This window comes from Bacteroides propionicigenes (assembly GCF_018390535.1).
Lineage (GTDB): Bacteria > Bacteroidota > Bacteroidia > Bacteroidales > Bacteroidaceae > Bacteroides > Bacteroides propionicigenes.
In genome coordinates this window covers 158213-172121 of sequence record NZ_JAHBBW010000006.1, presented here as the reverse complement: position 1 = coordinate 172121, position 13909 = coordinate 158213, and the positions used below count along the sequence as shown (strand labels likewise).

Annotated in this window: 8 protein-coding genes and 2 tRNA genes; 3 read left to right on the top strand and 7 right to left on the bottom strand. The window is 45.2% G+C overall.

Annotation, left to right across the window (positions count from 1 at the left end; translation table 11 throughout):
• Positions 1–51: 51 nt before the first annotated feature.
• Both KG118_RS10350 and KG118_RS10345 read right to left on the bottom strand, forming a co-directional pair.
• Complete coding sequence (locus KG118_RS10350; RefSeq protein ID WP_117711534.1) at positions 52–813, bottom strand: hypothetical protein; 762 nt, start codon at positions 811–813, stop codon at positions 52–54.
• Positions 814–930: 117 nt separating this feature from the next.
• Entirely contained in the window at positions 931–1779 is an 849-nt protein-coding gene (locus tag KG118_RS10345) for a CvfB family protein (protein WP_117711535.1), read from the bottom strand.
• Between the two features lie 220 nt (positions 1780–1999).
• Here KG118_RS10345 and KG118_RS10340 point away from each other — a divergent pair, with 220 nt between their 5' ends.
• From KG118_RS10340 to KG118_RS10330, 3 genes are all read left to right on the top strand, one after another.
• Complete coding sequence (locus tag KG118_RS10340) at positions 2000–3001, top strand: malate dehydrogenase (RefSeq protein ID WP_117711536.1); 1002 nt, start codon at positions 2000–2002, stop codon at positions 2999–3001.
• 91 nt (positions 3002–3092) lie between these two features.
• Positions 3093–3165, top strand: a tRNA-Phe gene (locus KG118_RS10335).
• 16 nt (positions 3166–3181) lie between these two features.
• Positions 3182–3254 (top strand) — tRNA-Pro (locus tag KG118_RS10330).
• A 60-nt stretch (positions 3255–3314) separates the two neighbouring features.
• Here KG118_RS10330 and KG118_RS10325 read toward each other — a convergent pair.
• The 5 genes from KG118_RS10325 to KG118_RS10305 all read right to left on the bottom strand — a co-directional run bounded on the left by KG118_RS10325 (position 3315) and on the right by KG118_RS10305 (position 13902).
• Positions 3315–4928 carry a DUF5060 domain-containing protein gene (locus KG118_RS10325; RefSeq protein WP_117711693.1) on the bottom strand — a complete coding sequence of 538 codons (1614 nt, stop codon included), beginning with the start codon at positions 4926–4928 and terminating at the stop codon, positions 3315–3317.
• Positions 4929–4950: 22 nt separating this feature from the next.
• Positions 4951–8157: a DUF4450 domain-containing protein gene (locus KG118_RS10320; RefSeq protein ID WP_117711537.1), complete on the bottom strand. Its 3207-nt coding sequence runs from the start codon at positions 8155–8157 to the stop codon at positions 4951–4953.
• A 192-nt stretch (positions 8158–8349) separates the two neighbouring features.
• Positions 8350–10497, bottom strand: a complete 2148-nt coding sequence (locus KG118_RS10315; RefSeq protein ID WP_117711538.1) for a hypothetical protein — start codon at positions 10495–10497, stop codon at positions 8350–8352.
• Positions 10498–10603: 106 nt separating this feature from the next.
• Positions 10604–11896, bottom strand: coding sequence for a pectate lyase family protein (locus tag KG118_RS10310; RefSeq protein WP_117711539.1), 1293 nt, complete (start codon positions 11894–11896; stop codon positions 10604–10606).
• Positions 11897–11979: 83 nt separating this feature from the next.
• Positions 11980–13902, bottom strand: coding sequence for a RagB/SusD family nutrient uptake outer membrane protein (locus tag KG118_RS10305; protein WP_117711540.1), 1923 nt, complete (start codon positions 13900–13902; stop codon positions 11980–11982).
• Between the last annotated feature and the right edge of the window lie 7 nt (positions 13903–13909).

The following is a 13909-nucleotide window of genomic DNA, read 5'->3' as shown; positions in this document are numbered from 1 at the left end:
TCATATAGAGAGAAAGGGGCTTTTTTCAGTTAAACACACATAGACAAGAGTTTAATTCCGTCTTGACGTTCCATTACTTTTTTCTGACGAACGGGAAGAGGAACGTGTTGTACGTGCAGAGGAAGAAGAACTGCGTCTCACACTTTCTTTCTTGATGCCCTTCTCACGCCTCGGAGTATTTACCGATTTACCATCAGAGCGATGCGTCGATCCGCCAACAGCCGGACGGCGATTAATAGAACCAAAATCAGAACGCCGGCTCGTATGGTACGATTTATTATCACGAATACGAAAAGGACCATTATAAGTGGAATGGTTATGCCGTCCCCGATAGTAACTTACATTATGGTAATGGGTACGGTAGTGCCCTCCGCAGTAAGTGCGGTAATGGTAAGGCCGCGGATAATAGAAATGATTCGGATTGGTATAAGTAACATAAATCCGGAAAGACCATCGTCCGCCGCTCACATAGATTGGACGGAAGAAGTAAGCTGCCTGCATGAAGCGGGAATACTGCCTGCTGCTCAGCACCCAACGCAAATCGTCATTACGTACATCCAGATAATCATAATAGCGATTCAGCGCCCATTCTTCACCCCTCAATACATCATCCATCAGATAACGTACACCTGAGATAAAGTCATAATTGATTTCATACACATCGTTATACTGTTCTGTATTCAGATTCAGTTCATAAGCCATCTTATCCGTAAGGAAACGTGTTTCTTTACGCACTTTACTGTTGCTCATAGCCGCATGGCAAACTGTCGTGCTCATAACTGCGGCAAATAATATAAATAATATTCGTTTCATGGTGACGCTTTTTATAAGTTTTATTCTATCGACCTTTCAGTAAAACAAAAATAGGGGAAGATTTTCCCCTATTCTTTTGTTTCTCTCTAATATGCTATAGGGAAAACCCTATTATGATTAGGGGTTAGAGGAATTTTCCAGCTCGATACTGTTCTCCTGCAACACTATCAGATGCTTCTTATATAAATCGCCAACCGCCTTTTTAAATGTTTTCTTGCTGACACCAAATGTATCATAAATCTCTTCAGCAGGACTCTTGTCATGTAATGCAATTCGTCCTCCCTGTTCGCGAATGTAGTTCAGCAAGGTAGCAGCAAAGTCTTCCACTTTGCCCAGACCCGGTTTTTGCAGTATCAAGTCTATTTTGCCATCCTCACGAACTTGCTTTACATAAGCTTTCAATGTCATGCCTGTATGTAAAGGCTGGAATATCTCACTTTCATACAGCAAGCCGCTATACCGGTTCTCAATGATGGCTTTGAAGCCTAAATCCGTTTTCTGCCAGATAAGCACGCTTACTTCCTGTCCGGGCTCATAAGGCGCTTTCTCTTTTGAAAGATAACGGTCTACTTTTGCAGAAGCGACAATACGGTAACTCTCATCATCCAGATGTGCATGAATTACATACCGCTTTCCAACCTGCATTTTCATTTTCTGCTCCCGGAAAGGAACAAATAAGTCCTTCATTAATCCCCAGTTAAGGAAAGCGCCGTATTGATTTATCCATGCCACCTCCAAACAAGCGAACTGTCCGACCTGCACCAACGGCGTCAATGTGGTAGCAACCAACCGTTCTTCATTATCCAAATAGATAAACACAGTCAGTTCGTCTCCCGGTCTGCAGTCTTCTGGCACGTAACGCAATGGGAGCAAGATTTCTCCTTCTTCACCACCATCCAGATACATACCGAAATCAACCTCTTTTACTACCTTCAAGGTATTGAACTTTCCTAACTCTATACTCATATAAATTATATTTCGTGACGTTTGTAACAAACAAAAAGCAAAAGGAGGTAAAGAGCCAACCTTTGCATTCAGCTGCATTCAGTGCAAAGATAAAGATAAGGAATAACTTTTCACTCTAAAAGATAACTTTTTTATATGAACAACTCTGCCGGGAAACGGTTATCTTTGCAATACAACAATCGACAAAAGTGATTGTTATTAACCTCTAAACAATATAATTATGGAATTTCTTACAAATGAAAAATTGACCATTGTAGGTGCAGCCGGCATGATTGGCTCCAACATGGCACAGACTGCAATCATGATGCACCTCACCCCGAACATCTGTTTATACGATCCCTATGCTCCCGGTCTGGAAGGTGTAGCCGAAGAGATGTTTCATTGCGGATTCGAGGGCTTGAACCTTACGTTCACATCCGACATCAAAGAAGCACTGACCGATGCCAAATACGTAGTATCTTCCGGCGGAGCAGCCCGCAAAGCCGGCATGACCCGCGAAGATTTACTGAAAGGCAATGCTGCCATCGCCGAAGAATTCGGTAAAAATGTGAAAGCCTACTGCCCGGATGTAAAGCATGTGGTGGTTATCTTTAACCCGGCGGACATCACCGGCTTGATTACATTACTGTATTCAGGGTTAAAACCATCGCAAGTCACAACATTAGCCGCTCTTGACAGCACCCGCCTGCGTAGCGAACTTTCCAAACATTTTGGAATAGCTCCCGACAAGATAGAGAACTGCCGCACCTATGGCGGACACGGCGAGCAAATGGCTGTATATGCCTCTACCGCTAAAGTAGACGGCAAACCGTTGTTGGACATTATCGGAACTCCTGCCCTGACAAAAGAACAATGGATAGAGATACAATCCAAGGTTACCAAAGGCGGCGCCAACATCATCGCCCTGCGCGGACGATCTTCTTTCCAAAGCCCGGCCTATATCTCTATTGAAATGATTGCCGCCGCTATGGGCGGAAAGCCTTTCCGCTGGCCGGTAGGTACATATGTGCACAGTCATGGTTTCGACCACATCATGATGGCTATGGAAACTGAAATCAATAAAGAGGGGGTGCACTACAAAGAACTGAAAGGGACTCCCGAAGAAGAGGCAAAGTTGAAAGAAAGCTACGTACACCTTTGCAAACTGCGTGATGAAGTTATCGGAATGGGAGTATTGCCACCGATTAAGGATTGGCACAGCATTAATGCCAATATAGATTAGAATGGTTACAAAAGGGATTTTTCTAATATTTTCCTCAAAAAGCCTTGCAGTATAAAAAAATCTCCTTATCTTTGCACCCGCAAACGAAAATGGTGTCATAGCTCAGTTGGTAGAGCAAAGGACTGAAAATCCTTGTGTCCCCGGTTCGATTCCTGGTGACACCACTTTCCGAAAAGGTAGCGGAATGTAGCGCAGTTGGTAGCGCACTACGTTCGGGACGTAGGGGTCGGGCGTTCGAGTCGCCTCATTCCGACGCTGCAAAGAAAAGAAAAAGCCACTGTAAAACAGTGGCTTTTTTCATTTATAACACATCCTACTCATCCAATGCCGTTACGCGTAGCATCAGATACGGCAGCAATGGCAAACGGACTTTCCCGTAATTCACATCATAGTGTCTGTAATCTATCGTCTTCCCTACTTCAAACGTACGGGGATATTCAGTAACGGTCATATTCCATGTATCAATGATTTCCACTTTATATTTAGTACCGGATTTCACTTTTTGACAGGAAGCGTTCTTTGCCGGAAGGCTAAACAACCATTCATCTTGCATCTGCCTGCCGAAATAAATCAGATAATAATTATCTCCTGCTGTGGCTGTCCGATGGTCGCGGCTGACATCTGCCAACTGTAACGGTTGCGGCAATGAGTTCAGCAAACTACGGGTAAAAACAATACGCTTCCACGATTCACCGCGCCACTCTCCTCCTTTTGCCCAAAAAATTGTGTCCATACTGCCCTCATTCCACTGGTAACATTCTCCATGTGTGACGTACGTACCCGCTATTAAGCCTTGCCAAATGCGGTGAAGCATTTCCGGTCCGCTCAAACGTCCCCAACGGGAAGACAAATTGCCTTCGTAACATACTTCATCAAAAACAACCGGCTTACGATAGATATTCCGAACGATAGAAGCCCGTCCAAAGTCCTCTACCGGAGCTTCATCTTGGATACTGGCATGTGTCAGTTCCTCCATCCAATAAGGAAAATAGGTTGCCGTACTTCCATGAATAGAGCACAAATGCCGATAAGGGTCTGACGCAACGACAGTCCGTATCAAAGCTTTCCAATCCTTTTCCGTTTTAGATGCAACATAGTCATATTCGTTCGCCAATGACCACCATACATTACTAAAAGAAGAAAGCCGCGCTACCAGATACTTGACATACGCCACATTCGTTTCCCTCGGCATACTGTCGAATCCCCAACGCCCCTTGTCATACGGATGAAACAGAATTAAGTCCGCCTCAATGCCCAAATTCTTCAAGTCACCTATACGCTTCTCCAAATGGCGGAAAAAGGCAGGATTGAAACGTGTAAAGTCGAACACCGGTTTCCCCGCAGAATATTTTGCAACAAGAAAAGGATAGATTTCCGGTTCTTCTTTGCAAAGTCCGTAGTTCTTCGGAAATACACACATCCGCAGTTTATTGAATCCTGCTTTCTCCAATGACAACAACGTTTTTTCTTGTACAGATTGCGGCATATGAATCCACGCATAAGCGGTAGTACCCAATGGATAATAAACCATGCCGTCGGCATACATAAAATTATGTGTATCTTTCACTCTCACCGGGCCATGATTACCCGTTGGAGCAGCGACACATTTTAAATTTCCTTTCTTTCCTGCAAGAGAGGGGAGATTGCTTTTCGTGGCATAATGCCACACTCCCGGCATAGCCGGCATGAAACGGATAATATAGCGTCCGTCACCATCATAGAACCCCTGTACGCTAACTGTATCTCCCTCTTGCTGCCAAAAGTCAGCATACAGGCTGACATCACTGAAAGGATTTCCTTCGGCACTGCCATGCAGCACCACTTCAAATCGTTCCCACTGCGAAACTTTCTTCTCCTGTGCACTAAGTTGCCAAACGGAAACGGACATACACACTATGCACCAAACAAGTCTTTTAATATGTTTCATAGTCTTCATTAATAATTGAGCTTCACCGTTGAAGAGTAACCCCCATTATACCGATTACCACTTCATTGGAAAGAGTCTCCAATACAAGATGTGAAAGTTTTTTCTTAGCATTCAACGGCATCTCCAACAATACGGCAGCACCACCGTCCACTTCACGGGACACTCCGGTAAAACCAAGTTCCTCACCGAAGTTATTACTTAATTCACCGGTCTTCAGCCGCAGTCGATAGAGAGACGGAACATGACGGTTAAAAGCCTTTCCGTCTTCAAAGAATATTTGTTCGATAGGCGGCCAGTTGTCAGGGTTAACCAAAGGCAAAGTATCGCAAGTACCGTCTTCGTAATATACGCGAATTACACCGTTATCAATATGGCACTGCATATGATTAGTACTGCCTGCCATCAAGAGATAAGCACAAGACGCCTTACCCTTCAGAGGTACTCGCAGACTGTCCGGATAGTTGTCCCAAAGAGAGGTGAAAGCAATGTTATACCCCTCGGCAGGAGAGCTGAAAGGGATTCCGAGCTTTGTCTCCAACAGTCCTTTACGTACAGCGGCACGCAAACCTGAATCATCAATATCGGCGGTTTTCAACGGATGGCACCACTCTCCTATGCCTTGTTTCGGCAACTGCAACGTAGTGTACGGAGAACGGGGCGACAGATATTCATTGCGGAAAATATCCGTTACATTCGCATTGAACACCTTCTGCATATCAACAGGAGTACATTTAGCTGAGTTGACAGCTTTGAAATTACCTGCCGGAACCGGCTTTTTACAGTCATCGGCTCCCGGCTGTTCCACCGGTGCCCACCACTTCATCTGCCCCTGCTCCATAGCGATAAAACTGACCGGACCTGCTTTCCGAACGCGTTCGGCAGAGTAAGTATCAACAGAAGCAGGAGCTGCAAGCAACTCTCCTTCCCAATCAATCCGAATTGCCACTTCCTCGCCGGAAGAAGCGGGGACAGAAACAGCAAGCATAGGCCGACCCACAGAATTCTCAACCAACCGCCACGCAGCACTCTGTCCATTCACAGTCAGACGAGCTACGGCAGAACGGCGTGCCGGGAATTGCAGTTCCAGATTCCTTACGGCAGGCAGGCGGTGAGTAATGGCATAAAGCGAACAATCGCGGGAAGAGTACTTACTTGTAGCCGCTTCACCTGCCTTAAAATCAAAGTCAATATCCGGTGTATGCAACGAGGCGTACTCCCAATCTTTCGGAAAGCCGGGTTTTATCAGCAGGCGAGCGTTCAAAGCATCAGGCAAAATACCATAAAGACCTTGAATCAATGCGCGGGAAGCCACCCCGATAGGATCGCCAAAATCACGGTAACATTCCCCTCGGGCAGCATCATAGAAACTTATCTGCCCGAAATTACCCGGACTTTCGCCCAAGTACATACCGTCGAGTACAGAGCTTTTCAACAACTTGAAACCGGCCTCGCTACGTCCCGCCTGAAAATAAGCAAGTGACGTATGCATCACCTCGGCAAAAGCCACATTATTGATACTCCATGAATAGGGCATCCAGTCAGTAGTAGCCACAGTGGCATACTCTCCGGCATTAATGTCAGAATCATCCGAAGTAGTAACCGGGATATGAGGTATCTCACGATCTACATAACGAGTGGCGAGATATGCCTGAAACGGATCTGCCACATCACTGTCGAGAGCATGATAAATAGTCCACACCGCAGCGTCTTCATGCAGGCGGCGATGTCCCATGAAGTCCTGAAATTCTGCCCAATGTCCCTTCTCCGGCAACCAAAGACGAGTATTGAGCGCTTTCAGTATTTTGTCGGCTTCTTCCCGATAAGGTGTAGGGTCTTCACCTATTTTCTCGGCAATCACAGCAGCCAACCTATTGCCACGGTAGTTGTAGGCAGAACTGTGCGTGACAGCCCCGCTATTATAATATAGCGCATCGCTTGCCCAAATACAGGCATAAGCATCGTAAAGGCCATCGTTGTCAGGATCGAAATTACGCTTCTCCCAAGCAAGATGCAATGTCAGCAAGGGCCACATACGGCGGGCATAGTCAAGGTCTCCCGTCCAGTTGAAGTGCCATAACAACTCGTCTATGTAACAGAGATTCATATCATAATGATGCATCTGATTATTACGGCGGGGATTACGGCAAATATATCCGTTACTGTATTGCGGTGTACCCCATATCTTGGCCGAGCGTGCAAGCGCAAGGGTCGAATCTTGTGCCGGATGCGGAATTGTATTAGGAACTTCGGTAACTTGACTGGCGGCATAATTATCAAAATGAGTACGTGCCCGATCATGCCATCCCAACACATCGCCGACATAAGCAGCACGCCAGCCACTCAGTGGCATACGCCAGCCAACAGCCCCATGCAGCCATACGCCCTCTTCTCCCCAAATGCCATCGGCAGCAACGGCAAGCGCACCGCCAAGCGTATTGAAATAAGGATCGGGAGTAGTAATCTTGATACGCCCGGCAAGTTCGCGACAGGCATTCCGGAGAGCGAGATACTGTGTATCACCATCCGGCACTTCCTTCAATTCGTTATGAGAGATACTGACATACAAAGGTTTGTCGGACGAAATGCTGCACTTCAATGTCTGCAATACCGTACCGTCTTCTGCCGGCTCGAAACTCCCGGGTGGGTCTGCCCCCATATCTCCGTTACGAAACAGTTTTTTCTGACGAATCGGTGAGTTCAACACCTCCAGTTCGCTACCGGCAGGCAATTTGCCGGAAAACTTCCACATAGCCATTTCTTCCGTAAGGCTCGCCAATACGGAAACCTCCAGACAGGAATTCTCTCCCCATGCCTTATCTTTTAGAAGATAAGTACGGCTACCCGGATTATAGCGCGCCTCACACCAAGCGGTCTCTTCCAGCGGCGTAAGCGTCCCGTCCGGCAAGTGAAGGCGAAAACGGATATTACGACTGTCATTCTTGACGTAAGTAGCAAATATCGGACGGTCGCTGGTCTCCAAACGCCATGCCGTGTGGCTGCCATAGAGCGCCCGGGTATAACGGTTCTTACCGTTGACACAGACAAAGTCCTCACCGGACGGCAAATATTGCAACGTACGGGGAGCTCCCCGCTTATGGTCATTGTAGGACGTTGATTCTATCAAATCTCCCGCTTTCTTCGGCGTTTTAGACGAAGAGACATATTGCGCGTAAGAACCCAAAGGGAAGAATGCGGTAAAAATAATTGCTAAAATAGAAGTACGATTCATAAAGCTCGTTGATTTCAAAAGATGAGAGTATAGCTTAGGGTATCTCAGTATACGACTAAGATACCCTCACTATACGACTGAGACAGGCTCAGTCGTATAGTGCTACCCCCTCTTACAGGGTATTCTGAGAGGGTATGGTAAAAGAAGTTTTCTATCAGGCATACATAATAATATTTATGTACAGACAGAAGATTACGGCATCGGTTTCAATCCTTCCCAATGTACATCCCACGTACCGTCTTGCGGAAAGCCGGGATTCTTCACATCGCAACCGTCCCAACCGGCACACATCAGTGCTACGGCAGTCAGCAAACCGCCATTACCCGGCAGGTAACAACGCAGACGCCCGTCCTGATAGTTGTGTCCGTTGAGCAGGTAAGTATTAGTACGCTTATCCATCAGCAAAGCACCTACGGCCTTTTCGGGTTCACCCAAACGAGTAGCATTCATAGCAGTCATCGGGTAGTCCCACCCCCATGTCTTGCCCCAGTTCCAGTTATCCCAAACCCAATGAAGAGTATTTTTCATATAGTCGGCGCGTATCAATTTGTTCATCGGTAAGATGCCCACAGAACCAAGTACCGCCATATGGTCACTGGTGAAACGGATATCCTTATAAGTATCCACAGCATTTTCAGCTGCCAAATAGAGGCTGTCTTCATTATAAGCCAGCGGAGAGAGCTTGTCAATCATTTCATCCCATTCCAGATTACGTTTCTCACCGGCACGTTCACGCCATTGCTGGGCTACATTCATTGCATAATGCCAGTAAGAAAGCTCGAACGGCGGATTGATAGTAGTAGCGGCACGCAATGTCTCCTGTGCAGGAATAGCACCTTTCAGGATAAAACGGCCATGAAAATCATCGTAAGTGGCGAAAGAATACATAAACTTCGCCGTTTCCTGTACCAGATGGTTATATTTCTTAATTACCTCATCCGAAGGATTGGCACGGTACACGAGTTCTGCCAAATAAATAAAATGCGGCTGCTGCCAAATCAAGAAACTTCCGACATTAGAAGGCGCTTCTGTTCCACTGGGGTCAGTCATCTTCATCCAGCGAACCCCGTCGAAGCCTTGACGACGAGCTATCTCACGGGCAACGGGCTCTACCGTCTCATACCAGCCCAATGTGCGGTCCAGTAATTCAGGATGTCCCCAAAGTGCCTGCCAAGACTGGTGCCACCATATCATTTCAAGGTGGAATTTACCAAACCACGAGTTATACGTCAACCCGGTTTCTTGTGGCGGCACACTGCCTGCAGACTGAATGGCAAGCAGGTACTGGCTTAGTACGACACGACGTTCCAATTCTTTGGCGCGCGGGTCGGTGCAATGTGAGAAGTCTACAGCCGCACCGTTCTTCCAAAAGCTGTTCCAATAGCTGTTGCTGGCAGCCATAGTCTCAGCAAAGGCGGGCAAGGATTCGGCTGTTGAGTAGACAGGAGGTTCACTTTCAAATATGGTTCCGGGAAAATCAGACGTAAACTTACAAGAGAACGCCAGCTTGTCTTCCGCCGGTGTCAGCACAAAATAATTTTTGGATTTCTCTTTGAGAGAAGCTTTCCCCTCCCAGTGCAATGACACATAGTAAGTAGTAGCATCAAGCGTACGTTTGAAGACAGCGCTTTGTGCATTCTCAAAAACAATATCTGTTGTGTGTTTGTCATTGGCGTCCCAATTACAGGCATCATCGGCATGAGCGCCTGTGGGATACGGGAAATGCAGTTTCACCCCTGTATGTGCCGGGCTGGTGATGCAAGCGGAAATCATATCCAACGTTGGATGGCATACAGTCTGCACATCAAAAGAGTTACCCTTCAATGTGAAACGGCTATTAATGACACCATTCCACATATCCAGTGTCTGGGCAATATCAGTAATATCGGCAATCTTCACATCGTCACCCAGTTCCAGTCCCACAATACCCAAATGCAGGCGATGCGGGTTCATGCGATACCAGTTGGCAGCTTCCTTCTGTCGTCCGTCTTCTTTGAACTGGCAGGCATATATTTCCTTATGTCCGCGACCGAAGTCATGTTCCTTTAAATACTCTTCCGACTTATAGTGGTTAGGGTTACCGAAACTGTGCCATCCCCATTGGCTCTGTGTACCCAATGGCACACCTTTCTTATATGCTAACGGGAAAGTCTGAAGACCGGTAGCATCGACCGTAAAGGCAAACTCACCGTTACCTACCGAAAGTGATGCCAAAGAATCAAACGAAGATACCTGAGGATTATTGCGGGCAACCAACGCCTCGCGATCTATTGGTGCCTGCTTTTCCGAACCACAAGCTGCCAGAACGACTGCAAGCAGAGAATAAAATAGTTTTTTCATGGTATTTTTAATGTATGTAATATATTTGGTTTCGCACAGAGACAAAGATAAGGCTTCTCTGCCAAACTGATTCTGTTTGGTTTGGCAGAAATGCTAAGAAAAATGATTATCGATTAAGCAAAAGCCCATTCAGATAAATTTCAATATTAGTATAATTCTTATCCAACGTATAGGAAGAAGCATCAGAGGCATCATTCATATTCAACCCGTATCGGTGCTCCCATACGTCAGGCATTCCGTCGGCGTCAGTATCACGTAAAGGCTTTCCAGTCTTCAGTACAGGCCATCCACCCACCTCTTTCTGAGAGTTGATAATTCCCTTTATACCGAACGTTCCAATCCCTTTTTTCACTTGGCGTAGTACTTCTTTATCATACGTATCACGCGAGAAGCTGCACCCGACCTCCTTTAATACCCTACGATAGGCCACCACCGGTATATCTTCATTGATGGGTTCATAAGGAAAGGGGGTATCAACCAGACAAGAAAATTTATCCGTCACCGCACAATGATTGTCACGAGTCACAGTATCATCTCCTTCCATTACGTTTCCTGCCACATAGTAGCGACCGGTACCGTCTTCTGCCACATCAAGTAAACGATGATGCTGAGAAGCTGGCCCCGGCTTATAATAATTGCCAACCATATTTATCTCACCATGATGTCCACCACCATATGCGGTTTTAAATCCCCAGTTATACACCACATTATTACGATAATCCACCCATTTTGTTCCATCTACAGAAGAAAACCGAGGGTTACGACTTGCATGATTTGCCAACAAGTTATGATGGAATGTGGCCTTATACCCTCCCCAAATACCACCAAATCCATGACTACCTTTTGTATGAACCGATGTATTCAAACTATGGGAGACAAGGCACCATTGTACTGTAAGATTTTCTGTCTTGTAGATAGAAAGGCATTCATCTATACTCCAACTTGTAGAAATATGATCCAAAATCACGTTCTTCTGTCCGTAACGTCCTCCCCCCAAACCGTCGCTGTCCAAACGATGACGGTCTCCTACTCTGACTCGGATATAACGAACAATCACATTACTTGCATTCACTACCAACGGGTAGTCCTTCAGGCAAATACCATCACCAGGTGCAGATTGCCCGGCTATGGTAATACTATCATTATTGATACGAAGCGGAGATTTCAATTCAATAGTCCCGTCCACGGCGAAAACCACAATACGAGGTCCTTTCTGTTCCACCGCATCACGGAAGCTACCTACGCCATTATCATTCAAGTTTGTAACTATAAGTACGCGACCTCCGCGTCCACCAGCGGTATATTTGCCATACCCCTCGGCACCGGGAAAGGCTATGGACTGTGCTTGGGCATAAGTAATCACTCCCAGTAGGCAGAAAAAAGAAAATATGTTTTTCATATAAGAAGAAATATTAATAAAAGGAGGCGATTAGTCTTTCCAGACCAACCGCCTCCACACTAACCTAAAACTCAATCATTATTCTAATAACAAGGATGTTGCTGACCGGCAAGTCCCGGATTAATATCAATAATACTTGTAGTATTTAAAGGCAGAATTTCCACCTTATTTTTTTCTAAGCCACGGAATAATTGGGTAGTCATCCAAGCCTGGTCTTCAGCTACCTTATTCGAATTATTTGTGGATACGCTACCAAACATATCCAGAATTTTATACGCAACTTCTTTCGTCTCTGCGTCGGCAGGAACATCAGCCTCAGAAAAATAGGTATTACCATTTTTGTCTTCATAAAGAGTTATATCAACTACACCCTTTTTTTCTAATGTTTCAAGTGTTTTAGCATCCAACTTATCTTCAGGAACCGAAAGATATTTAACTGCTATTGTAGGATCTTCAAAAGTTGCCTTACTTTCTTTATAAGCACGATATTTATCTACGGTTGCATATTCTCCCTCACGCTTAGCCAACTGTAACAGTTTTGCCTTTTCATTTGTTAAAGTTTCATACAATATACCCCAACGTGCTAAATCTGTTCTACGCCAAGATTCAAAGCCTAATTCCAGCTTTCTTTCCTCAATAATTTTATTCAAGAAATCATCATGTGTTGTCGGAATAGTTCCTATCTTAGACTCATCACCGCCAAAAGCACGTTTACGAACCGCCTTCAAGGCATCAATAGCCTCAGTAGTAGGGCCATTATTTAGTTCATTCAAAGCCTCGGCATACATCAATAAAACATCTGAATAACGCAAAACAGGCCAGTTTATATCACGTTTGTTTTGTGCAGTACCAACCTCAGATTTCCAATTTACACGAAACTTACCTACATTACCGGTAGAATAAGCATTCATTTGATGAATATCTGATGCAGTAATACCATAATTACAAATAGTTACATCACGACGTACATCACCGTCTTCAAATTCAAAATAATAAGTAGGAATAGCTACCATCTGAGGAGCAGATTTCTTGAAAGAAGAGTTTGTATGCGCAAAAGCACCATTCGTATAACCTACAGCTGAACCGTTTACATCAGCTCCCCACTGACCATATTCCAACATTGTTTCGTCATTGTACTCACCCAGCATCAAACTGCGGAAAACATCATCATAATCATCCAGCAGAGAATTTTCCTTCTGCTCCACGATAGCCTTGCAAGCATTGGCAGCAATTTCATACAATTCTTTTACACGGACAGCATCACTACGGCGAGCAATCTGTACAGTACCTACATTGTAAGGAACCGTACTCAAATCCCAACGCAATGAATAACCAGCTGCATACAATGCCACGCGAGCAAGAATACCATAAGCCGAGTTTTTAGTAAAACGCTCCGGAGTGGCAACCATTCCTTCACTTGCCCAAGGCAATAACTCTACAGCGCGTTGCAAATCTTCAACACAATGATCGTAAATCACATCACGGCTAACACGCGAAGAAGAGAAAGTACTCAAATCGGCAACAGGCACATCCGAATAAGGAACATCACCAAAGAAACGCACCAGATTCCAATAATTCATGGCACGAATAGCTAACGCTTCTCCTAATAAAGAATTAATCTTCTTTTGTTCACTCTCTGACGCACCAGTCATCAATGGCAGATTCTTAATACAAACATTGGCATACTCTATACCTTTATACATTGCAGCATAGGTTGAAGTAGGAATATTAGAAGTGGTATATTGATAGTTTGCCACTTGGTTCTTAGAGTTTGTAGTACCTTCTGTAGAGATACATTCATCCGTACCCATACCAAATTGATAATACAACTCGCGGTTGAATGTATTCGCATAACATCCTACAACAGTCATCTCTGCACGACCAACAGTTTCAAAAATCGTCGAGCTATCAGCTTTCGCTTCAGAAGGCATATCCAGCCAGTCTTCACAAGAAGTGAAAGCCAGCAGCATAGCCGATACGCCCAATATATTTATTATCTTTTTCATATTTATA

Bases quoted from the DNA above. Each gene is read 5' to 3' on its own strand.
- KG118_RS10350 (WP_117711534.1), bottom strand. From the start codon at position 813: ATGAAACGAATATTATTTATATTATTTGCCGCAGTTATGAGCACGACA.
- KG118_RS10345 (WP_117711535.1), bottom strand. From the start codon at position 1,779: ATGAGTATAGAGTTAGGAAAGTTCAATACCTTGAAGGTAGTAAAAGAG.
- KG118_RS10340 (WP_117711536.1), top strand. From the start codon at position 2,000: ATGGAATTTCTTACAAATGAAAAATTGACCATTGTAGGTGCAGCCGGC.
- KG118_RS10325 (WP_117711693.1), bottom strand. From the start codon at position 4,928: ATGAAACATATTAAAAGACTTGTTTGGTGCATAGTGTGTATGTCCGTT.
- KG118_RS10320 (WP_117711537.1), bottom strand. From the start codon at position 8,157: ATGAATCGTACTTCTATTTTAGCAATTATTTTTACCGCATTCTTCCCT.
- KG118_RS10315 (WP_117711538.1), bottom strand. From the start codon at position 10,497: ATGAAAAAACTATTTTATTCTCTGCTTGCAGTCGTTCTGGCAGCTTGT.
- KG118_RS10310 (WP_117711539.1), bottom strand. From the start codon at position 11,896: ATGAAAAACATATTTTCTTTTTTCTGCCTACTGGGAGTGATTACTTAT.
- KG118_RS10305 (WP_117711540.1), bottom strand. From the start codon at position 13,902: ATGAAAAAGATAATAAATATATTGGGCGTATCGGCTATGCTGCTGGCT.